This window comes from Paraburkholderia sp. FW306-02-B (assembly GCF_058782725.1).
In genome coordinates, this window is sequence record NZ_JBYSXZ010000001.1 from 2693981 (window position 1) to 2716463 (window position 22483).

Below are 22483 nucleotides of genomic sequence, written 5' to 3' on the forward strand. Positions count from 1 at the left end.
TCGAGATCCGTTTAGTCGCACGGATTAATGCGCCAATATCGCGCTGGCAATACGGCGAAAATCGGCGCGCAGAATACTATGTTATCCGAGCGATCGAATCGTCCGGCAAACGAAATCGAATAACGGCAGATATCCGGCGATCCAGCGTGGTTTTTTACTGTCAGATAATTGCCGATATCCGTACGGTTTCTCCACGCACGCACGGGGACGCCTTGCTTGCGCGGGCACGTTAGCCGGTACGCTGCGCATGCCGTCGCCATTGACGTCGGACCGGGAAGAGCAAACGCTTAATTAGACAGTCCGCGCGGAACGCGATACGGAGATAAACCGCCGCGCAATGTCACTTGAAGCGGATATCGTCTGATCTCTGGCGCCGCTCGTTTGCGGCTTAACCTGTCGGCAGCGAATTTTTAATTGGCCGGATGAGCATTGCGGTACAGATTAAATGCCGTGAAAACCGTTGCCGTGCGAGCGCGGCAAGCAATCCGACACGCGACTGCCCGCGCTCCAACAGCGCCAACCATGTCAAAATTCGGGATCGGCCACCGAGCCTTCAATCTCCCACATTTCATCCAAGGAAGCTTCAGTGGACATCAACGAACAGGTCGCGGCCCTCACTGCTTCGGAACTTCAGACCGCCGGCGCGAGCCAGGCAACGGCGATTGCGGTCAGCGTGCTGCTGCGCCATCTGCGCTCGCCTGAACTGGCGAAATTGCTGTCGTCGGCATTCGAGAACCACCAGGCGGTCATGCTGCAAACGCCCTGGCCCGATCAGATGCTGCAAGCGTTCGAGTCGACCCGCCGCTTTCTCGAAGGCGCGACGCAAGCCGAGTTGCCCGGTACGGCCCCTCAAGCGCCGAGCGCCTGAGCGCTGTCGAGCCCGGGACACCCCGGGGCACACAACGCGCCAAAAACAAAAAACCCCGTCAGTCCTAAGACTTAACGGGGTTCTCTGCTAGATGAATGGTGCGAGGGAGGGGACTCGAACCCCTACACCATTGCTGGCGTCAGGACCTAAACCTGGTGCGTCTACCAATTTCGCCACCCTCGCAGCCGGGCAAGACGCCGTGCGTCCCACCCGATGTCCTGCATGCTCGCGGCCGCGTCAAAAACGTGCGTCCGAAAGCGTAAGCGCGAGATTTTAACCGATTGATCCGCGCTTGTCTGCATCTGGCCTGCATCTGTCTGAAGGGCGTCGATGCTACAATTTTTGGTTAGACGCACGCACGCCGTGCCCCTCTTCGCGTGCCTTCCCCACATTCCAATCCAGTGAATTTCGACGAATATTGCCAGCAGAAAGCGGCGGCGCCCGGATCGAGCACTTACTATGCGCTTCGGCAGGCGCCCACAGCAAGCCAGCCGCTCTTGACCGCGTTGTTCGCGCTGCGCCGCGAGTTCGAGGAAACCGTTCAGGAGATCAGCGATCCCGCCATCGGCCGGACCAAACTCGCGTGGTGGCAAAACGAGATCGCCTTACTGGCTTCGGGTGCGCCGTCGCATCCAGTTTCAAACGCGCTGGCGGCTTATCTGCCCGATTCGACGGCCGAGTATCCGGCGTTGCAGGCATTGCTCGCCGGTTTTGAAATGGACCTCGACCAGGCGCGTTATCTCGACTACCCGAATCTGCGGCGCTATCTGCAAGGCGTCGGCGGCACGTTCGCGTCTCTGGTGGCGCGCGCGACGGCAAAGGACGCGGCACAGGCGGCGAACTGGTCCGCACCGCTCGGCGAGGCGCTGCTGCTTGCACAGTTCGTCGTCGAAACCGGCAACGATGCGCGGCACGGCCGCATCTATATTCCGATCGACGAAATGCAGCGCTTCAACGTCACAGCTGCCGATCTGATCAATCGCAAGTACAGCGACGCCTTTACGGAGTTGATGCGCTTCGAGACGAAGCGCGCCCGCGATGCGTTGCACGCGGCTCTCGCCGCGCTGCCCGCCAATGAGCGCCGCGCGCAGCGTACCTTGGTCGCGCAGGCGGCGCTGGCGTTGGCGCTGCTGGATGAAATCGAACGCGACGGCTTTCACGTGCTGCATCAGCGCATCGCGTTGACGCCGATTCGCAAGCTGTGGATTGCGTGGCGCGCCAGGTAAGCGAGTGGGACCACCCTCGCCGCTTCGCTCACTGGCCCATATCAGACGCGTAGCAAAGGTAGCGGCTCGAACCGCTGCTGCAAGATCGTGGACGCGTCCAACCCCCACCACGGTCCAAGCACGGTGGCGTAGAGCTGCCGGAAATCGACCCCCACCGGCAGATTGCCGTTACCGTCGAGGCGCGCGAGCACCGGCGGCACGCCATACAATCCGCCTCGCACGCGGCCGCCCATCACGAAGTGCGGCGCAACGGTGCCATGATCGGTGCCGTTGCTTTGATTCTCGCGCGGGCGCCGGCCGAACTCGGCATAAGTCATCACCAGCGTATCGTCCCAGCGGCCAAGTTCGACCAGCGCGGATTTCATCGACGCGAAGCCTTCCGCCAACTGCTTGAGCAGCGCCGCCTGCTGGCCGGGCTGGTTCTGGTGCGTATCGAAACCGTTCAGCGTCAACCGGATCACCGCGACGCCCTGTCCGCCGCGCGGCTGTCCTCGCGGCGTGGCCCCCAAGGGGACTTCCTTCGGGGCGTCGCCGGCGGCGAGCACCTGCATCGCGGTCTTGATCGAGGCGCCAAATGCTCCGCCGGGAAATACCGTCTTCAACTGTGCCTGACCTTGCGTGGGACGCAGACGATCGGCCGCCTTCACGATGTCGTTCTCGACGTCGAGAATGTGCGCCAACTCGGGATTGCGCTCGTGAAGCGACACCGGCGTGGCGAGACGCGAGGCCTTGACGAACTGCGCGGGATTGACCAGCGCAATCGCGCGTGCGCCGTTCGCGAGCGGTCCCATTTCGGCACTGCCGATCACCAAGCCATCCGCGACGAAGCCGGGTGGAACCGGCGTCTGCGCGAACGCACGCGTGAGCCAGCCCTCGCGCAGATATTGATCCGAACGCGATGCGGTATCCCAGATCTCGATCGAGCGGAAATGCGACAGGTTCGGCTGTGCGTAACTGACGCCCTGCACGATCGCCAGTTGCTGGCTCTGCCAGAGCGGCATCAATGGCTGCAACGATGGATGCAGCGCGGTGCGCTCATCGAGTTGAATCGCCTGCTCGCGTTTGATGCCGATGCTCTTGCGCAACTGATAGTAAGTTGGATCGGCAAACGGAATCACGGTATTCAAACCGTCGTTGCCGCCCTTCAACTCGACGAGGATCAGCAGATTGCCGTAGCCGCGCTTCATCGGCGCGCCGGGCGCCGTTGCTTGTGCGCCGAACGCGCGCGGCAACCAGAGCGTCGCGCTCGCGGCTGCACCCATCGAGAGAAAGCTGCGTCGTTTCATCCTGCACCTCGTTCGATTGTCAGGGCACGCGTCACGCCAAAATCAATGGCCACGTCATTTCAACTGCTCATTTGAGTTGCTCATTTGAGTTGCTCATTTGAGTTGATACGCCGGGTCCATCAGCAACGCTTCCAGATAGGCGCTGGCGGTCGAATCCGTTTCGATTGCATCGACCGGCGCTAGCGGCAAGACAGCATGCTGTAACTGAAGCTCCGCCGACAACCCGGGCTTCGCCGCCGGCGTGGTGTTGTAATGCGTCAGCCAGTTGTCGATGTCAAAGCGTACGCCGCCCTGGCCGACGCGCGCCACTGCCCGCTGCATCGGCGCATTCGTCTGGACGCCGCCCGACGCGCCGCTCATCCCGTCCATCGCGTTCGTCGTACGCCGCGGACCTGCAGCCTCGGTCGCACGAAACAACTGCTCGACGAATTGTTTGCGCGCGAGCAGCGTCGAACTGTTGATCCAGATCGTGCCGCCCGGCCATCCTTTGACGTTCGGCGGATAGAACAGGTTCTCGCCGAGCGTGCGAATCTGCGCGGCGAACGGTGCAGTGTTGTCGTAACCGATATCGAACGCACGCAGTGTCCCGACCACGAATTCCACCGGCGATTTCACGAGCACGCCGCGATCGTCGTCGTCCCAGAATGCGTCGCTCAGGAAGAGGCCACGCAGCGCCACCTTGATGTCGTAGTGACTGCTGCGAAACTGCGCGGCAATCGGCGCGATGCGAGCCTGGTCGGGCGTGTCGGCGACGAATTCGCGCCAGAGTTTGCTCGCGATGAAGGTGGCGGTTTCCGGTCGCGCGAGCAGGATGTCGAGCACCTGATCGCCGTCGAGCGGACCGCTTCGACCGAGCACGGTCTTGTTGCCGTCGTCGTGCTGGCTGGAGCGCCATACGTATGCCTCGGTGTCGGGATCGAGACTCCAGCCCGTGTAGGCACGCGCGGCTTCCGATACGTCTTGCTGCGTGTAGTGCCCTTCGCCGAGCGTGAACAGTTCCATCACCTCACGCGCGAAGTTTTCGTTGGGCTTGCCTTTGCGGTTGTTCTCGCCATCGAGGTAGTGCAGCATCGCCGGGTCTTTCGCGACGTCGTGCAACAGCTCGCCGAAATTGCCGAGCGCGTCGCGGCGCAACAGGATGTTCTGCCGCGCCATCTGCTGCGGGTACGGGACCTTGTCCTGACCCGACGTGAAATGGTTGTGCCAGAAGAGCGTCATGCGCTCGGTCAGCGGCGACGGCGTGCTCGCCATCTCACGCACCCACCACGCACGTAATATTTCGTAACGCTCGCCGCGCAAACGCTGTTCGTCGCGGCGCTGGTCGACTGTCCAGGCTTTGCGTGTTTCGCGTGTCGGGATCGGTTCGAGCACCCAGGCGGGCATCGGCGTGATGGCTTCGGTCCGGGTTGCCGCCAGCACTTTGTCGACTGCCTGCTCTCGTGTCAGGCCGACATATTGGGCGAGCTCGGCGTTATCCGGTGCGAAACCGACGCGTGTGAGGAAGAAACGCGCGTCATCGACGTCGAGGATGTTCTGCTCGGATGGGGACGTTGCGGACGCAGCCGCTCGCGGGTGATGCTTCAGACGCGGCGCATGAGGCGCACCTTGCTGCACGGCAAACGCCGGCAAACTGTACGTAACCGCCGTGCACGCCACCGCCGCTATGGTGGCGGCGACTGCCAGCCATCGCGCATGATTACCGTCTGTCAGCAATTTCATCGTCGATCATCCAGGTTGGCAGGACGTCATGGAAAGGCATCCGCACATGCAATGCGCCATGCCCTCTGGCGACTCAACGGCAGATTGGACGGGAAAGTTGACGGGGGAAGTGCAACGAAATCTTTCACATGCTGAGAACGCGCGATCGACGCGCCGCGCTCAGGCACGGCAAAAGCTACCGCTTATAGAGTTCGCGGACAGCGTCTTCGATGTGCTGACGTAACAGACGCCGTTCGTCAGGCGTCATATGGCCATCACGACGACGTTGATCCAGATCGGGGGGAACTGCGGTGCGCAACATGGCGTCTGATGCAGGGCGGTCGGTGTTTGGGTTGTGGCGATCGACCTTGCCGCTGCCTGATCGGGGCGCGCGCTCGCTCGCAGCTCTGTCGGCGGAAGGCTGGGCGTGGGCAAGCGTTGGTCCCAGTGTACCTGCAAGCGTACCGGCAGCCGCCAGTGCAATCACGCTTAGGCGCACATTCGGCCAAACCCCTCCCTTCATGTTGTTCCCTTCGTGGCGCGGCAACCGGCTACCTCAAATGCGTATGCAAACCCCGGTAACGAGCCGGGTGCGAGAGTTTTGTCGAGTGAAGTATCCACCGAACAGCCGCATTCAGTAAAGCAGTCTACCTGTGCACGCTTTACGTCGTGCCACAGTGCGGGTAAATTTTGTAACTGACTGTAACCCGATAAATGGTGCAACCGCGCACCCCTTTCTAATCGCGCTAAGATGCCGACCATGGAAACCAAAAACCCTTCGAAAATCCTCGTCGTCGACGACGATCCGCGCTTGCGCGATCTGCTGCGCCGTTACCTTGGTGAACAGGGCTTCAATGTCTATGTTGCCGAGAACGCGCCGTCCATGAACAAGCTCTGGGTGCGTGAGCGCTTCGACTTGCTGGTGCTCGACCTGATGCTGCCCGGTGAGGACGGCCTGTCGATCTGCCGCCGCTTGCGCGGCAGCAACGACCGCACGCCGATCATCATGCTGACGGCCAAGGGTGAAGACGTCGATCGTATCGTCGGCCTCGAAATGGGCGCCGACGACTATCTGCCCAAGCCGTTCAACCCGCGCGAACTGGTCGCGCGGATTCACGCGGTGCTGCGCCGCCAGTCGCCTTCCGAGCTGCCCGGCGCACCGTCCGAGACCACCGAAGTGTTCGAGTTCGGCGAGTTCGCGCTGAATCTCGCCACCCGCACGCTGACCAAGGCCGGCCAGGAAATTCCGCTGACCACCGGCGAATTCTCGGTGCTGAAGGTGTTTGCCCGTCATCCGCGTCAGCCGCTATCGCGTGAAAAGCTGATGGAACTGGCGCGCGGCCGTGAATATGAAGTCTTCGACCGCAGCCTCGACGTGCAAATTTCGCGTCTGCGCAAGTTGATCGAACCCGATCCAGGCAGCCCGCGCTTCATTCAGACCGTCTGGGGGCTAGGCTACGTATTCATTCCCGACGGTGCAGCCTGAGTTTGTTCCCGCCTCCCGTTTTTGATTTCAGATAAGAAGGGCCCATGCGGATCGACCGGCGCCTCCTGACGCTCGCGTTCGGCGGCCTTTTCTGGCGGACCTTTCTGTTGATCGCGCTGTTGATCGCAGTCAGTCTCGCCGCGTGGTTCCAGAGCTTCCGGGTGATCGAACGCGAGCCGCGCGCACAGCGCGTGGCTCTGCAGCTGGTTGCCATCGTGAAGCTCACGCGCACCGCACTCCTCTATTCCGATCCCGACCTGCGGCGCGCACTGCTGCAGGATCTCGAGAGCAATGAAGGGGTGCGCGTGTACCCGCGCGAAACCTCCGACAAGTACAAACTGCAACCCGACGAGTCGCTGAACCGGCTGATCGAACACGACATTCGCGGCCGTCTCGGCGACGACACGGTGATCGCGCAGACCGTCAACGACATCCCCGGCGTCTGGATCAGCTTCAAGATCGACGACGACGATTACTGGGTGGCGCTCGATCGCGATCAGCTGGACAACGCCACCGGTTTGCAATGGGCCGGCTGGGGCGTGTTCGCGCTGGCGCTGTCGCTGTTCGGCGCGGCGTTCATCACGAGTCTTGTGAACAGGCCGTTTGCCCGGCTCGCGATGGCCGCGCGCAAGGTTGGTTCTGGACAATCGCCGGAGCCGCTGCCGGAGCGCGGCATGGGTGTGGCCGCCGAAACCAATCGCAGTTTCAACCAGATGGTGCAGGACCTCGAACAGCTCGAGGCCGACCGCGCGCTGATGCTCGCCGGTATTTCGCACGACCTGCGCACCCCGCTCGCGCGGCTGCGGCTCGAAACTGAAATGAGCCCGTCCGACCAGCAGACCAAGGACGCGATGGTCGACGACATCGAACAGATGGACATGATCATCGGCCGATTCCTTGATTACGCTCGCCCGGTGCAGCGTGTGCCGGAACCTGTCGACCTTTCCGTGATCGCGGGAGAACTGGCCGCGCGAATGGCCAGCGAGGACAGCATGCGGCTGATCACGCGCCTCGCGCCCTCCGCGGTGATCGAGGCCGATGAGACCGATATGCGGCGCGTGGTCGGCAATCTGCTGGAGAACGCGCGCAAGTACGGGCTCAGCGACGGGGACGGCATCCCGCATGTGATTCTGGAAACGCGGGTGTCGCACTCGCGGGTCGAGCTGTCTGTCGTCGACGAAGGACCGGGAATTCCGGAAGACCAACTGGCGCTTGTCACACGGCCGTTCTATCGTGTGAATTCGGCGCGCACCCAGGCGAACGGCACGGGCCTTGGCATGGCAATTGTGCAGCGGCTGGTGGGCCGTTACCGGGGCGCGCTGCGCTTGCGCAATCGCACGCCAGGCCCGGGTCTCGAGGTCACGATCGAGTTTCCGCTGGCAAAAGGCGCCTGATCAGAAGGACTGTCGATCGACTCCTGCGATCTCGCGATGCGTTGAATAATAACTATCCGACTCGTTAGAAAAAAACTATTGATAGCATAATTTAATAGAGTTATAGTCAAAAATCATGTAACGCGCTCGTTACGATGAGCTGGTAGGTTGAACAGGCTGTTTTTCCAACACACCCAGGAGTATCGGAATGAAAACCGTTGGCGACAAACTCGAAGCGTTCACCGTCACTGCTGCGAAGCCGGGCTTCAACAATCACGAAGAAAACGGCGCGTCGGCATTCGAAGAGATCACGGAGCAGTCGTTCCCAGGCAAGTGGAAGATCATCTACTTCTACCCGAAGGATTTCACCTTCGTGTGTCCGACTGAAATCGTCGAGTTCGGCAAGCTGGTCAAGGACTTCGACGAGCGCGATGCAGTGTTGCTGGGCGGCAGCGTGGACAACGAATTCGTGAAGCTGGCATGGCGCCGTGAGCACAAGGACCTGAGCAAGCTGAACCACTACTCGTTTGGCGACGTCAAGGGCGAACTGATCGACCAGCTCGGCGTGCGCGACAAGGAAGCGGGCGTGGCACTGCGCGCAACGTTCATCGTCGATCCGGACAACACGATTCAGCACGTGTCGGTGAACAACCTGAACGTCGGCCGTAGCCCGGAAGAAGTGCTGCGCATTCTGGACGGCCTGCAAACGGACGAACTGTGTCCATGCAACCGCGCAGTCGGCGGCGCAACGCTGTAAGCATTGCAGATGAAAAGCCCGCTAAGCTTGAAAGAGCCAGCGGGCTTTTTTATCGACAACCCGATAGGAGATATCAATGGAATTCTTGTCTTCGATTAAGGCACTCGTGCCTGACTACGCCAAGGACATTCGGCTTAATCTGGATGGGACGATTGCGCGGTCCTCGCTTGAAGGGAATGACGCGGTTGGGGTCGCGCTGGCGGCTGCGTTTGCCGCGAAGAGTACGGTTATTGTCGATGCGATTCGCAACGCGGGCGTTTTGTCTCCTGAGGAGACGAATGGCGCGCTGACTGCCGCTGCGTTGATGGGAATGAATAATGTCTGGTATCCCTACGTCGAGATGACGGATAACGCTGATTTGAAATCGCAGCCGGCACAGTTGAGGATGAATGCCTACGCTTCGCACGGCGGGGTGGATAAGCGGCGGTTTGAAATGTATGCGCTAGGTGCTTCTATTATTGGTAAATGCCATTTTTGTGTGAAATCACATTTTGATACGCTGGTCGCTGAGGGGATGAGTTCTACTCAATTGCGGGATGTTGGCCGCATTGCGGCTGTGGTTAACGCTGCTGCGCAGGTTATTGCTGCTGAAGGTAAATAGTTGGTTTTTTGCCTGCTCGGCGCTTGTTTTCTGTATGCCTGCGGCGTTGGCCTTTCCTTGTTTTCTTATTGGTTTATTAGCGTTCCCCCTGTGCGGGGGGGCACCTACTTTTCTTTGCCTGCCGCAAAGAAAAGTAGGCAAAAGAAAGCGGCTTTACACCGCCAGCTCTTAAGCGGGTCCCCTGGCTTGGAGGGGGCAGTGGCGCATCTGGAATCGGTGTTCTCGCACACTCCGCGCTGGTGACAAGGCCGTCATGCTTCCGGCGGCGCTACGCGCGCCGCAGCGGTGCCTCCCAACACCGATAGTAGATTTGCCCCTCCGGCGTCATCCTTCCCGCCTCGCACTACGTGCGCCGCGGACGGGTCTGTCAGGGAAAACCAGTGGCTTCCTTTGCGCGCGGTGGGGGCCATCGGCCACGCCTTGGCGAGGCGTTGAATTGTGGAAGTGCGGGTCACTTCGCCGAACGAAACGCAGCCACGAGTTATGCCAGCGGAGCAAAGAAAACGCAACCGCGAGTTACGCTAACGCAGGAAAGGAACGCAGCCTCGAGTTACGCTTGAACGACCGCTGGCGCCGGAAGCGCCCGACGGTTTTGTGAAGTACCGCGTCGGCGCGCGCAGCGCCGCCGGAAGTATGACTGCCTTGTCACCAGCGCGGAGTGTGCGAGAGCACAGATTCCAGATGCTCCACTGCCTCCTCCAAGCCAGGGGACCCGCTTAAGAGCTGGCGGTTTGAGCCGCTTTCTTTTGCCTACTTTTCTTTGCGGCGGCAAAGAAAAGTAGGTGCTCCCCCGCACAGGGGGAACGCTAATAAACCAATATCAAATCAAGGAAAGGCCACCGCCGTAGGCACAACAACCAATGCCGCCGCCAAAGGCAAAAAACAAATTTAATTCTTGATTAATAAAACAACAGCCTGGGCTTCAATGCCCTCCCCTCGTCCGAGGTAACCCAGCTTCTCATTAGTCTTGGCCTTAACATTAACCCGCTCAACCGGCAGGTTAAGATCCGCTGCAATATTAGCCCGCATCCCCTCAATATGAGTAGCAAGCTTAGGCGCCTGAGCCACAACACTGCTATCAACATTGGCAATAGAAAACCCAGCCGCCGCCACGCGAGCAAAACACTCCCGAAGCAAAACCCGACTATCCGCGCCAGCAAACCTGGCATCGGTATCGGAAAAATGCCGCCCGATATCCCCCATTGCGGCAGCACCAAAAATAGCATCAGTAATAGCATGCAACAGCACATCCGCATCCGAATGCCCGAGCAGCCCGCGCTCATAAGGAATCGTCACGCCGCCGATAATCAACGGACGCCCCGGCACCAGTGCATGCACGTCATACCCCTGCCCAATCCTGAAATCCATATGCGTCAAGTCCGCTAATTAAAATTGAAATCGTCAATCAGGAAGCCGGCGGCCGGCAAAGAATCGCCTCGGCCAGATCGAAGTCTTCCGGATAAGTGACCTTGAAGTTGCGCAAGCTGCCCTGCACCAGCTTCGGCGCATGCCCAAGCCACTCGATCGCACTCGCCTCATCGGTCAAATCATGACCGTCCGCCTGCGCCCGCAGAATCGCTTCACGCAACATGCCGATACGGAACATCTGCGGCGTCTGCGCTTGCCATAAACCATCGCGTGCCTCGGTCCGGGCAATCCGTTCATCGGATGACCCAGCATCGATACGCTTCAACGTATCCGCCACCGGCAGCGCCATGATGCCGCCCACTGCATCGTCCTTCAGCGCGCCAATCAGCGTGCGGATCAAGGAAGGCGTAATGCCCGGCCTTGCCGCGTCGTGCACCAGCACCCAATCGTCGTCGTGGGCGCCGAATTCGGCCAGCGCATGCAGTCCGTTCAACACCGACGCCTGGCGCGAAGCCCCGCCGGAACGACGCACGGCGAAACGCAAGCCGCTGAAACGGCGGGCGTCGAAGTGCTGGTCGTCAGGTGCAATCACGACCAGCGTTTGCGCAAACTCGCTGCACGCGTCGAACGCGGCCAGCGAGTAATGCAACATGTCGCGGCCGGCAACGGTGCGATACTGTTTGGGCATCGCGGCGCCGGAACGGCTGCCGGTGCCTGCGCACGGAATCAGGGCAAATAGGCGGGAAGTCACGAGTGCGGATGCCGCGAAGTCAAAGTAAAAGACGGATTTTATAATAGGTCCTTCGCATCCACGCCCCGACACGCGTAAACTTGCCGGTCACGTGTGAGCCTGAGGCCGCCTTTTCTCTTCTATGCCAGACATCGCCGCATCATCGCAATACTCCCCGCCCGTCGCGCTCGTCAAGGCCGGCCAGCGTTTCGCCTTCGACGGCACGCACGGCTCGTCCGATGCGCTGCTGATCGCCCGCTACCATCTCGCCTACCGCGAGAAGGTGCCGCTATTGGCGGTCGTCTGCGAAAGCGCCGTCGATGCGCAGCGTCTGTCGCAGGAAATCGGCTTTTTCGCGCCCGAGGCACGCGTGCGTTTGCTGCCCGACTGGGAAACGCTGCCTTACGACACCTTCTCGCCTCACCAGGACCTGGTGTCCGAGCGCCTCGCCACGCTGCACGATCTCGGCGAGGGCCGCTGCGACATCCTGCTGGTGCCCGCCACCACCGCGCTGTACCGGATGCCGCCCGCGTCGTTCATGGCCGGCTACACGTTCTCGTTCTCGCAAGGCGAGCGCCTCGACGAAGCCAAACTCAAAGCGCAATTGACGCTCGCCGGCTACGAACACGTGAGCCAGGTGGTGCGTCCCGGCGAATACTGCGTGCGCGGCTCGCTGCTCGATCTGTATCCGATGGGCTCGCCGCTGCCGTACCGGATCGACCTGTTCGACGACCAGGTCGACTCGATTCGCGCGTTCGACCCTGATACGCAGCGCAGCCTCTATCCGGTGAAAGACGTGCGTCTGCTGCCGGGCCGGGAATTCCCGTTCGACGAAGCCGCCCGCGCCGCCTTCCGCAGCCGCTGGCGCGAAACCTTCGAAGGCGACCCGAGCCGCGCGTCGATCTATAAGGACATCGGCAACGGCGTGCCGTCGGCCGGCATCGAATACTATCTGCCGCTCTTCTTCGACGACACCGCCACGCTGTTCCATTACCTGCCCGAGGGCGCGCAACTGGCGTTCGTCGGCGATCTGGACGCGGCGATCAAGCGCTTCACCAACGACACGAAGCAGCGCTACAACTTCCTGTCGCACGATCGCGACCGGCCGATTCTGGAGCCGCAGCGCCTGTTCCTGTCGGACGAAGATTTCTTCACATTCGCCAAGCCGTTCGCGCGGCTCGTGCTGCCCACCAACGCGGGCGGCGGCTGGTCCCGGCCGTTACCGAACCTCGCGATCGACCGCCACGCCGACGATCCGGTCTCGGCATTGCGCGCTTATCTCGACACCACGCCGAACCGCGTGCTGTTCGCGGCCGAATCCGCAGGCCGTCGCGAAACGCTGCTGCAACTGCTCGCCGACAATCATCTGAAGCCCGCATCGAGCGACAGTTTCCAGGACTGGCTCATCGGCGACGCGCGTTTTTCGCTAGGCGTCGCGCCGCTCGCCAACGGCTTTGCCGTGCCGCTCGACGGCATCGCGATCATCACCGAAACCGAGCTATACGGACCGCTCGCGCGCCGCGCGGGACGCCGTCGCCAGGAACAGGCGAGCAACGTCGATTCGATGGTGCGCGACCTGTCCGAGCTGAAGCTCGGCGATCCGGTCGTGCATGCGCAGCACGGCATCGGCCGCTATATGGGCCTCGTCACCATGGATCTCGGCGAAGGCGAAACCGAGTTCCTGCACCTCGAATATTCCGCGGAAAGCAAACTGTACGTGCCGGTCGCGCAACTGCACGTGATCTCGCGCTACAGCGGCGCCGATCCGGAAAGCGCGCCCTTGCACTCGCTCGGCTCCGGACAGTGGGAAAAGGCCAAACGCAAAGCCGCGCAGCAGATTCGCGACACCGCAGCCGAACTGCTGAACCTGTATGCCCGTCGCGCCGCACGCGAAGGCCACGCGTTCGCACTCGAACCGAAAGACTACGTGAAGTTCGCCGAGAGCTTCGGCTTCGAGGAAACACCGGACCAGGCCGCGGCCATCGCAGCCGTGATCGGCGACATGACGAGCGGCAAGCCGATGGATCGCCTCGTTTGCGGCGACGTCGGCTTCGGCAAGACCGAAGTCGCGTTGCGCGCGGCATTCATCGCGGTGATGGGCGGCAAGCAGGTCGCGCTGCTCTCGCCCACCACGCTGCTCGCCGAACAGCACACGCAAACCTTCAGCGATCGCTTCTCCGATTGGCCGGTGCGCATCGCCGAACTGTCGCGCTTCAAGTCGACCAGGGAAGTCAACGCGGCGATCCAGCAGATCAACGAAGGCAGTGTCGATATCGTGATCGGCACGCACAAGCTGCTGTCGTCGGATGTGCAGTTCAAGCGTCTGGGGCTCGTGATCATCGACGAGGAACACCGCTTCGGCGTGCGTCAGAAAGAGGCGCTGAAGGCACTCAGAGCCGAAGTGGACGTGCTGACGCTCACCGCCACGCCGATTCCGCGTACCCTCGGCATGGCGCTCGAAGGCTTGCGCGATTTCTCGGTGATCGCTACCGCGCCGCAAAAGCGCCTCGCGATCAAGACCTTCGTGCGTCGCGAGGAAGAGAGCGTGATCCGTGAAGCGATGCTGCGCGAACTGAAGCGCGGCGGCCAGGTGTACTTCCTGCATAACGAAGTCGAGACGATCGAGAATCGCCGGCAGATGCTCGAAGCGCTGGTACCCGAAGCGCGGATCGCGGTCGCGCATGGACAGATGCATGAGCGCGAACTCGAACGCGTGATGCGTGACTTCGTCGCGCAACGCGCCAACGTGCTGTTGTGCACGACGATTATCGAAACCGGTATCGACGTGCCGAGCGCCAACACGATTCTGATTCATCGCTCCGACAAGTTCGGTCTCGCACAATTGCATCAGCTGCGTGGCCGCGTGGGCCGCTCGCATCACCAGGCGTATTCGTATCTGCTGGTGCACGATCCACAAGGTTTGACGAAGCAGGCGCAGCGCCGGCTCGAAGCGATTCAGCAGATGGAGGAACTCGGTTCGGGTTTCTATCTGGCAATGCACGACCTCGAAATTCGCGGCACGGGCGAAGTGCTCGGCGACAAGCAATCGGGCGAGATTCACGAAATCGGTTTCCAGCTCTATACCGACATGTTGAACGACGCCGTGAAGGCACTCAAGGAAGGCAAGGAGCCCGACCTCACCGCGCCGCTTGCCGCGACCACCGAGATCAACTTGCACGCACCGGCGATTCTGCCGGCGGACTATTGCGGCGACGTGCAGGAACGTCTGTCGCTCTACAAGCGCCTCGCGAACTGCGAACACCACGATTCGATCGACGGCATTCAGGAAGAGTTGATCGACCGCTTCGGCAAGTTGCCGCCGCAAGCGCATGCGCTGGTGGAGACGCATCGTCTGCGGCTGGCGGCGAAGCCCTTGGGGATTTCGAAGATCGATGCGGGCGAAGCCGTGATCGGTTTGCAATTCATCCCCAATCCGCCGATCGACGCGATGCGGATCATCGAGATGGTGCAGAAGCATAAGCACATCAAGCTCGCCGGCCAGGACAAGCTGCGTATCGAAACGCGCAGCCCGGATCTGGCCGTTCGCGTCGCGACAGTGAAAGAAACCTTGCGCGCGCTCGGAACGCCCAGCCGCGGCACGGCCGCCGCTGTTGCCGCGCGTTAGGGTGCCATAGCGTTCGATGGCGCGCGATTAAAAAAACGCGCGACGTCTAGCCGTTTTACGTTCATGCTGCGGTGCGCAAAAACGTGCGCCGCAGCATACGGCTGCGGTTTTTTTGGGTATGATCGAAAGACTCAAATGCTGGAGTCTCGCCATGTCTCACGTCGCTGAATCAGCGCAGTCCCCGCAAACGCCCGCCTCCGCATCAAATTCCTCCTCGCCTGTTTCGCTTCCCTGGGTCACCCGCCTCGTGTCGATGGACACGGTGAGCCGCAATCCGAATCTCGGTCTGATCGAAACCGTGCGCGACGAACTGCGCGCCGTCGGTATCGAAGCGACGCTCACCCACGACGACAGCGGCAAATGGGCCAACCTGTTCGCGACGATTCCCGCCCACGATGGCGAGACCAACGGCGGCGTGGTGCTGTCGGGTCACACGGATGTCGTGCCGGTCGACGGCCAGCAATGGGACAGCGATCCGTTCAAGCCGGAAATTCGCGGCGACAAACTGTACGGGCGCGGCACCTGCGACATGAAAGGCTTCATCGGCGCAGCGCTTGCGCTGGTCCCCGAGATGCAGCGCACCAGGCTCGCGAAGCCGATTCACCTCGCACTATCGTTCGATGAAGAAGTGGGTTGCGCGGGCGCCCCGCTGCTGATTGCAGACCTGATGAAGCGCGGCGTGAAGCCGGACGGCTGCATCGTCGGCGAGCCGACCAGCATGCGCCCGATCGTCGCGCACAAGGGCATCAACGCGTATCAATGCTGCGTACGCGGCCAGGCCGCCCATTCGTCGCTGACGCCAAAGGGCTTGAACGCAATCGAATACGCCGCGCGCCTGATCTGCTACATCCGCGATATGGCCGACCAGTTCCGCGAACAAGGTCCGTTCGACGAGCTGTACGACGTGCCCTTCACCACCGCGCAAACCAGCACCATCACCGGCGGCAATGCGATCAACACAGTGCCGGCCGAATGCCGCTTCCAGTTCGAATTCCGCAATCTGCCCACGCTCGATCCCGAACCGATCTTCGCGCGCATCGAACAATACGCGCGCGAAACGCTGCTGCCAAAAATGTTACGCGAGCATCCGTTGGCGGCCATCGAGATCACCAAAATCGCCGCGGCGCCGGGGCTCGATTCGTCTGAACAGGCGGCCATCACGCAACTCGTGCGGGCATTGACCGCCGACCAGGACAAACGCAAGGTGGCGTACGGCACGGAAGCCGGGCTGTTCTCACTGGCGGGAATTCCGAGCATCGTGTGCGGACCTGGCGACATCCAGCAGGCGCACAAGGCGAACGAATTTGTCGCGCTCGATCAGCTTGTCGCTTGCGAGCGCTTCCTGCAAAAATTCATTCACAGCATGTCGGTGAACGCACACGCGCACTGAAACTGAGCGGCTCAACAAGAGTCCTACGCATATCGACAAAAACTACGCCCACGCCATGTCAACCGCCACGCCGCAGCACACCGACCATACGATCGACGGCGAGCCGATCCCTACGCTCGACGACATCGCCACGCAGCATTTTGCGTTGGCGCCGTGGGTCACGCGAACGCCGGTGTTCGACCGGCTCGACTTTCCGTCGCTGGAAGGCACGGTGGTGAACTTCAAGTTCGAACTGCTGCAAGCGGGCGGCAGCTTCAAGGCCCGCGGCGCGTTCACCAACCTGCTGGCGCTCGACGAAGCGCAACGCAGCGCGGGCGTCACCTGCGTATCGGGCGGCAATCATGCGGTGGCGATCGCCTATGCGGCGATGCGTCTTGGCATCAGCGCGAAGGTGGTGTTGTTCCGCGCGGCCAATCCGGCGCGTGTCGCGTTGTGCCGGCAGTACCGTGCCGAGATCGTGTTCGCGGAAAACCTCGCCGAAGCGTTCGAACTGGTGCGCCGTATCGAGGCGGAGGAAGGCCGCTACTTCGTGCATCCGTTCAACGGCTATCGCACGGTGCTGGGTTCGGCCACCCTCGGCTACGAATGGACCACGCAAACGCCCGACCTCGAAGCGGTGATCGTGCCGATCGGCGGCGGCGGCCTCGCCGCCGGCGTCGCCACGGCAATGAGGCTCGCGAATCCACGTGTGCATGTGTACGGCGTCGAACCCGAAGGATCGGATGCGATGGGCAAGAGCTTCGCCGCCAATCACACGGTCAAGATGGGCCCCATGCACAGCATCGCCGATTCGCTGATGGCGCCGCACACCGAAGAATACAGCTACGAACTATGCCGCCGGCACATCGACCAGCTCGTCACCGTATCGGACGATCAACTGCGCTCGGCCATGCTGATCTTGTTCGGACAACTTAAGCTAGCGGTCGAACCGGCCTGCGCCGCCGCAACGGCAGCGTTGCTCGGACCGCTGCGCGAAAAGCTGCAAGGCAAGCGTGTCGGCGTTCTGCTATGCGGCACCAACACTGACCCGGTCAGTTTTTCCGCACACATCGAACGGGCTCGCTCGCTGACGCCGGAGTCTCCGGCTTAATTCAATTTAACAATCCATGACGCCTTTCCCGGCCAAGGGACTAGCCTATCCTTCTGAGGTTGGTATCATTCGGGTATCAATTTTCAGGGGGAGCCTCTATGAGCATGATCAAGGAATTCAAGGAATTTGCCCTCAAGGGCAACGTGATGGATCTCGCCGTCGGGGTGATTATCGGCGGCGCTTTTTCCACCATCGTCAATTCGATTGTTAAAGACCTGATCATGCCGGTTGTCGGGGTTGCCACCGGCGGCCTCGATTTCTCCAACAAGTTCATCCGTCTGGGTGACATTCCCGCCAGCTTCAAAGGCAGCCCGGAGTCGTATAAAGACTTGCAGACGGCAGGCGTTGCCGTGTTCGGTTATGGCTCGTTTATCACCGTCCTGATCAACTTCATCATCCTCGCGTTCATCATCTTCCTGATGGTCAAGTTCATCAACAATTTGCGCAAGCCGGCTGAGGCCGCGCCGGCCGCACCGGCCGAGCCGTCAGAAGACGTGCTGCTGCTGCGCGAAATCCGCGATTCCCTGAAGAACTCGGCGCGTTAAGCATTCGACCCGGCACATAAGCCGGGTCCAATAAAAAGGCCTGCTGCGATTGACTCGCAGCAGGCCTTTTTTATCGTGCGCTCAACACACAGCACACAGCACAAAAATGTCCATCCGGTGCACTATTCATCCTGCCGCGCCTTCCGATTCACCGCGCTTTCAATCATCGTTTCAAGCTGGCCGAAATTGACCGGCTTGGTCAAATGCGAAGTGAAACCGGCGCTCAGACAACGGCGCACGTCTTCGTCGGTGCCGAAGCCTGTCAACGCAACCGCGGGCACGTCCGAATGCTCGCGGAACGCCTTGATGAAATCGAGGCCTGTGCCGTCGGGCAATCCCACGTCGCTGATCACCAGCTCAAAGGTGCGCGCCTGAGTGGCGGCCAGCGCATCGTCCACGCGCCCGACCACCGTCACGTCATGTCCGAGGCTGCGAATCAGCTGCGCCATCACCTCCGCGGTATCGAGGTGGTCCTCAATTAACAGAATGGTCAGGAGGCCTGCCGCATGCACTTCAGCCGGCGCGCTAACGAGGGGCGCCTCGGCGGGTTTCGCGGCGGTCGGCAGCGTGATCGTGAACGTCGCGCCGCAATGCGCGCCCGGGCTTTGCGCGATCACTGTGCCGCCATGCACGTCGGTCAGCGCCTTGGTGATCGCAAGGCCGAGGCCGAGCCCGCCGAACTGCCGCGTCATGTTCTGGTTGCCCTGCTCGAACGCGTTGAACAGCTTGCCGATCTGCTCCGGTTCGATGCCGATACCCGTGTCTTCAACCGAGATCTGCACGTGCATGCGTTCGTCGCGCGTGCGCACGTAGATATGGCCGCCGTCCGGCGTGAACTTGGCGGCGTTGCGAATCAGGTTCCACAGCATCTGTTGCAGCCGTGCACGGTCGGCCAGCACGTAATGGTGCTGCGCGTTCTTGTGCACGTGCACGTCCTGCTGCTTGACCTGGATCTCGCTGCGAAACAGTTCGAGCACGCTGTCGAGCACGTCGTGCACGTCGACGGTTTCCAGCGATAGACGCAGCTTGCCGTTCGCCACCCGCGTGAGGTCGAGCAAGTCGTCGATCAGCCGCGCTTCGAGTTCGACGTTGCGACGGATCATGCGCACGCTCGCGCGCGCCTGCTCGGGCAGATCCGCGATCATCTCCAGCACGCTGGCGCCGGCCAGCACCGGTGTGAGCGGCGTGCGCAATTCATGCGACAGCATCGCCAGAAAGCGGTCCTTCGCGCGGTTGGCCTCTTCGGCGATCTGGCGGGCGGCCTGCTCCGACGCGAGCAGGCGTTCGCGCTCTTCGATCGCTTCACGCTGCGGATGAATGTCCGTGCAACTGCCGAACCATTTGCTGACGTTGCCGTCTGCGTCGCGCATGGCGACCACGCGAGCGTCGAACCAGCGATATTCGCCGTCGTGGCGGCGAATCCGCAGTTCGTGCCGATAGTCGCCGGCACCGCTCTTCACCGCCTTGAGCCAGCTGCTGCGGATTTCCTCGCGGTCGTCGGCATGCACGGCGTCGAGCCATGCGAGGCCGTACGAACTGCTTTCGGCCAGCCCCGTGTAGTCGAACCACTGCTTCGACAGAAAATCGCAATCGCCCTCGGCGTTACAGGTCAGCACAAGGTGCGGCAACGCCTCCGACAAGGTCCGGTAATGCTGTTCGCGATCGCGCAGCAGCAAGGCTTCGTCCGAGGCTTTCTGCAAGCGCACTTGCGACAGCACCCGCTCGACGGCTTCGGGCAGGTAATCGAGGTAATCGCCGGATTTCGGCACCACGTCGGACACGCCCGCGCGCAACGCTTCGATCACGCGGGATTCGTCGGTGAAACCGGTCACGAGAATGGCGGGAATCCGCACGCCCTCAGCGCGCAAACGGCGAAAGAAGTCGAGGCCGGTCTCCGGCCCGCTGAGCTGGTAATCGAGCACCAGCAGGTCGGGAGAGCCCGCGGCGAGCCGCTCGCGGGCCGCCTCGACACCGGCGCAGATCGCCACCCGGCAGCCGGCGCGCTCGAGCGACTTGCGCGCGAGCCGCAGAATACCTTCGTCGTCGTCGACGACCAGCACATACGCGGCGGGCAGCGTGGATACTTCTGGGGTCATGCGGAATCTTCTTTGACTAGGTCTGGTGTCGCTATGTTTGTCATGGGCTGCTTTCGGGCGTCTGCTATGAGGCGCCCGTCATGGCGCCGCCAGCCGATGACCGGGCGGCAGCTTGACCACCTGCAGGAAAAAGCCGAGACGCCGCACCGCTTCGATGAACGCATCGTACTCGACCGGCTTGGTGATGTAGACGTTGCAGCCGAGCTCATAGCAGCGCGCGATTTCGCGTGGATCGTCGGTCGTGGTCAGGACGATGACCGGCACCGCGGCGGTCTGCGGCGAATCCTTCAAGCGCCGCAGTACTTCGAAACCATCGACGCGCGGCATCTTCAGATCCAGCAGCACGACGAAATTCGTCAGATCTTCGCGTGGCGGATAGGGACTCGCGGCGGGGTCGGCCGGCGCCGGGCCGAAAAAATAATCGAGCGCTTGCTGACCGTCGCGAAAACGCACGAAACCGTTCGAAATACCGGCGCGGCGCAAATTGCGCTCGACAAGCGTTGCGTGGCCGTCGTCGTCTTCGATCAGCACGATGCTGACCGTCTCCCCGTGACTCATATGCCCTCCGTACCGACGATTCGTTTATGCATACTGTTCCAGGTATCCCCATTGCCCCGGCTGCCGATCTCGATTCGATAACACTTCAATGGCGCGCCGGCTGTTCCGGCAGCACAACGAAAAAGGTCGACCCCGCGCCTTCCGCCGACTCCACCCAAACCCGGCCGCCGTGCCGCTCCACCATGCGCCGCACCACCGCAAGCCCGATGCCCTCGCCGCTCGCGACGTCGCCGTGCAGACGCTGAAACGCGCGGAACACCTTCGACATATACGCGGCCGGAATCCCAAGTCCGTTATCGCGCACGTAATAGGTGCGGGTGCGCAGCACGCCCGGCTCCTTTTCGTCCACCGCTTCCGGCTCCAGTGCGCCGATCTCGATGCGCCCGTGACGCACCGGGTCGAGATAGTTGAGCGCGTTGCCGATCAGGTTACTGAAAATCTGTTCGATCGCGCCCGGGTCGCCCCACGCGGGCGGCAACTCGCGCACGGTGACCACCGCCGCGCGCTGCTTGATCGCGCCCTGCAGCGCATCGACCACCCGGCCCACCACTCGCCCGACGCTCACGCGCTGCCACTGATATTCGAGCCGGCCGGCGCGCGAAATGCGCAGCAGCGCGTCGATGATCGCCGCGGCCCGCGTCACCGCGGTACGCAGATATTGCAATGACTCCCGCACGTCGCCGTCGAGGATATGCACCATGCGTCGATGCTGGGCTTGCGGCAAGTTAGCCGCCTCGACGGTGCTGTGCAGTTCGTCGCACGACACCTGTAACTCTTTCGAAAAACCTTGTAGATTCACCAGCGGCGAGCGCAGATCGTGCGACACGCTATAAATGAACATTTCGTTGTCTTGCGTTTCCTGGCGCAACTCCTCGTTGACGCCTGCGAGCTCCTGTGCGCGCGCCTGGAGCCGCGCTTTCAGCATGGCCTGCTCGCCTTCCGCTTCGCGCAAACGGGCGCCCGTCTGATGAAGCACCGCATCGAGTGCGGCGATTTCGTCGTTGCCGGAAAGCCGCGCCGCGAGCGGCCGCCCGTTGCCTAGGCGCTCGGCGTTATCGGTCAACACTTCCAGCCGCCGGCCGATGCTGCGCGCAAACGCCACGGCGGTGGCTGCCCAGATCAGCATCGAGCCGATCACCGCGGCGATCAGCGCATATTGCTGGCGCTCGCGCCGCCGCGCGAGGGACGCGCCGCGCTCGGCGTCGAGCCGTGACGCCTCGCTGTCGAACGCAGCAAGCTCGTCGCGGAACAGCGCGATCTGCTGAGGCAGCGCGCCGCCTTCCAGCGCGGCGAACGCATTCAGACTGCGCCGCGCATGCAGCGCCTGCGAGATCGCGGCGGTCTGCGCGCGATACGCTTCGATCGCCTGTTGCATATTGCGCACGCGCCGGACTTGTTGCGGCGTATCGGCGACCAGCGCCTCGAGATGCGCAAGCCGGTCGCCGAGCTCGACCCACACTGTATGACGGTCAATAAACAATGGATCGCCGACGACCATACCCGTGCGCACCCGCGCGGCCTGACGCAGCAGCGGATCGACGATGACCGACGACTGATAGAGGATCTGCTTGCTGTTGGCGACCCACTGCGCGGCCTGCGCCGTTTGCTCCTGGGTATCGAAGACGACGCCCAGAAGCGCCAGCTCGACCACGCTCGGCACTGCAATCAGCAGCAGACCCTTGGTGAAAAGTTTCATGTTCGCCCAATGGGTCAGGCCCCGGCGGCACGCGAGGACAGCTTGCAACCTGGCCATGCTGCCTGGCCGCGGTGCCGGACGGCGAGCGCG

18 protein-coding genes and 1 tRNA gene are annotated in these 22483 nt (G+C 61.9%); 10 read left to right on the forward strand and 9 right to left on the reverse strand.

Annotated elements, in window-relative coordinates; genetic code table 11:
- Positions 1-586: 586 nt before the first annotated feature.
- On the forward strand, positions 587-868 hold the full coding sequence (locus tag AC3WOG_RS11890) for a hypothetical protein (RefSeq protein ID WP_492578187.1): 282 nt from the start codon (positions 587-589) through the stop codon (positions 866-868).
- A 96-nt stretch (positions 869-964) separates the two neighbouring features.
- On the opposite strand, the gene AC3WOG_RS11895 is transcribed toward AC3WOG_RS11890, so the two are convergent.
- Positions 965-1051: transfer RNA gene (locus tag AC3WOG_RS11895), tRNA-Leu, on the reverse strand.
- Between the two features lie 218 nt (positions 1052-1269).
- Between AC3WOG_RS11895 and AC3WOG_RS11900 the strand changes: the two genes are divergently transcribed.
- Complete coding sequence (locus AC3WOG_RS11900) at positions 1270-2094, forward strand: squalene/phytoene synthase family protein (protein WP_492578188.1); 825 nt, start codon at positions 1270-1272, stop codon at positions 2092-2094.
- A gap of 41 nt (positions 2095-2135) precedes the next feature.
- Here AC3WOG_RS11900 and AC3WOG_RS11905 read toward each other — a convergent pair whose 3' ends face one another.
- From AC3WOG_RS11905 to AC3WOG_RS11915, 3 genes are all read right to left on the reverse strand, one after another.
- On the reverse strand, positions 2136-3380 hold the full coding sequence (locus tag AC3WOG_RS11905; protein ID WP_492578189.1) for a DUF1501 domain-containing protein: 1245 nt from the start codon (positions 3378-3380) through the stop codon (positions 2136-2138).
- 93 nt (positions 3381-3473) lie between these two features.
- On the reverse strand, positions 3474-5099 hold the full coding sequence (locus tag AC3WOG_RS11910) for a DUF1800 domain-containing protein (protein WP_492578190.1): 1626 nt from the start codon (positions 5097-5099) through the stop codon (positions 3474-3476).
- A gap of 175 nt (positions 5100-5274) precedes the next feature.
- Positions 5275-5601, reverse strand: a complete 327-nt coding sequence (locus AC3WOG_RS11915) for a hypothetical protein (protein WP_492578191.1) — start codon at positions 5599-5601, stop codon at positions 5275-5277.
- A gap of 228 nt (positions 5602-5829) precedes the next feature.
- Between AC3WOG_RS11915 and ompR the strand changes: the two genes are divergently transcribed.
- From ompR to AC3WOG_RS11935, 4 genes are all read left to right on the forward strand, one after another.
- Positions 5830-6564, forward strand: coding sequence for an osmolarity response regulator transcription factor OmpR (ompR, locus tag AC3WOG_RS11920; protein WP_006048917.1), 735 nt, complete (start codon positions 5830-5832; stop codon positions 6562-6564).
- A 44-nt stretch (positions 6565-6608) separates the two neighbouring features.
- Positions 6609-7958 carry an ATP-binding protein gene (locus AC3WOG_RS11925; protein WP_410832746.1) on the forward strand — a complete coding sequence of 450 codons (1350 nt, stop codon included), beginning with the start codon at positions 6609-6611 and terminating at the stop codon, positions 7956-7958.
- Positions 7959-8145: 187 nt separating this feature from the next.
- Entirely contained in the window at positions 8146-8694 is a 549-nt protein-coding gene (locus AC3WOG_RS11930; protein WP_492578192.1) for a peroxiredoxin, read from the forward strand.
- Between the two features lie 76 nt (positions 8695-8770).
- Complete coding sequence (locus AC3WOG_RS11935; protein WP_492578193.1) at positions 8771-9295, forward strand: carboxymuconolactone decarboxylase family protein; 525 nt, start codon at positions 8771-8773, stop codon at positions 9293-9295.
- A gap of 888 nt (positions 9296-10183) precedes the next feature.
- Here the strand turns inward: AC3WOG_RS11935 and ispF are convergent.
- Positions 10184-10663, reverse strand: coding sequence for a 2-C-methyl-D-erythritol 2,4-cyclodiphosphate synthase (gene ispF, locus AC3WOG_RS11940; RefSeq protein ID WP_492578194.1), 480 nt, complete (start codon positions 10661-10663; stop codon positions 10184-10186).
- Between the two features lie 37 nt (positions 10664-10700).
- Entirely contained in the window at positions 10701-11414 is a 714-nt protein-coding gene (ispD, locus tag AC3WOG_RS11945; RefSeq protein ID WP_492578195.1) for a 2-C-methyl-D-erythritol 4-phosphate cytidylyltransferase, read from the reverse strand.
- Positions 11415-11535: 121 nt separating this feature from the next.
- On the opposite strand from ispD, the gene mfd reads away from it, so the two are divergent.
- The 4 genes from mfd to mscL all read left to right on the forward strand — a co-directional run bounded on the left by mfd (position 11536) and on the right by mscL (position 18043).
- Entirely contained in the window at positions 11536-15018 is a 3483-nt protein-coding gene (mfd, locus tag AC3WOG_RS11950) for a transcription-repair coupling factor (protein WP_492578196.1), read from the forward strand.
- 151 nt (positions 15019-15169) lie between these two features.
- Positions 15170-16408: an acetylornithine deacetylase gene (gene argE / locus AC3WOG_RS11955; protein ID WP_492578197.1), complete on the forward strand. Its 1239-nt coding sequence runs from the start codon at positions 15170-15172 to the stop codon at positions 16406-16408.
- A 55-nt stretch (positions 16409-16463) separates the two neighbouring features.
- Entirely contained in the window at positions 16464-17498 is a 1035-nt protein-coding gene (locus AC3WOG_RS11960) for a threonine/serine dehydratase family protein (RefSeq protein ID WP_492578198.1), read from the forward strand.
- A 98-nt stretch (positions 17499-17596) separates the two neighbouring features.
- Positions 17597-18043, forward strand: coding sequence for a large conductance mechanosensitive channel protein MscL (gene mscL, locus AC3WOG_RS11965; RefSeq protein ID WP_492578199.1), 447 nt, complete (start codon positions 17597-17599; stop codon positions 18041-18043).
- 122 nt (positions 18044-18165) lie between these two features.
- Here mscL and AC3WOG_RS11970 read toward each other — a convergent pair whose 3' ends face one another.
- From AC3WOG_RS11970 to AC3WOG_RS11980, 3 genes are all read right to left on the reverse strand, one after another.
- Positions 18166-20139, reverse strand: a complete 1974-nt coding sequence (locus AC3WOG_RS11970) for a hybrid sensor histidine kinase/response regulator (protein WP_492578200.1) — start codon at positions 20137-20139, stop codon at positions 18166-18168.
- Between the two features lie 78 nt (positions 20140-20217).
- Positions 20218-20697, reverse strand: coding sequence for a response regulator (locus tag AC3WOG_RS11975; RefSeq protein WP_492578201.1), 480 nt, complete (start codon positions 20695-20697; stop codon positions 20218-20220).
- Between the two features lie 85 nt (positions 20698-20782).
- Positions 20783-22393, reverse strand: coding sequence for a sensor histidine kinase (locus tag AC3WOG_RS11980; RefSeq protein WP_492578202.1), 1611 nt, complete (start codon positions 22391-22393; stop codon positions 20783-20785).
- Between the last annotated feature and the right edge of the window lie 90 nt (positions 22394-22483).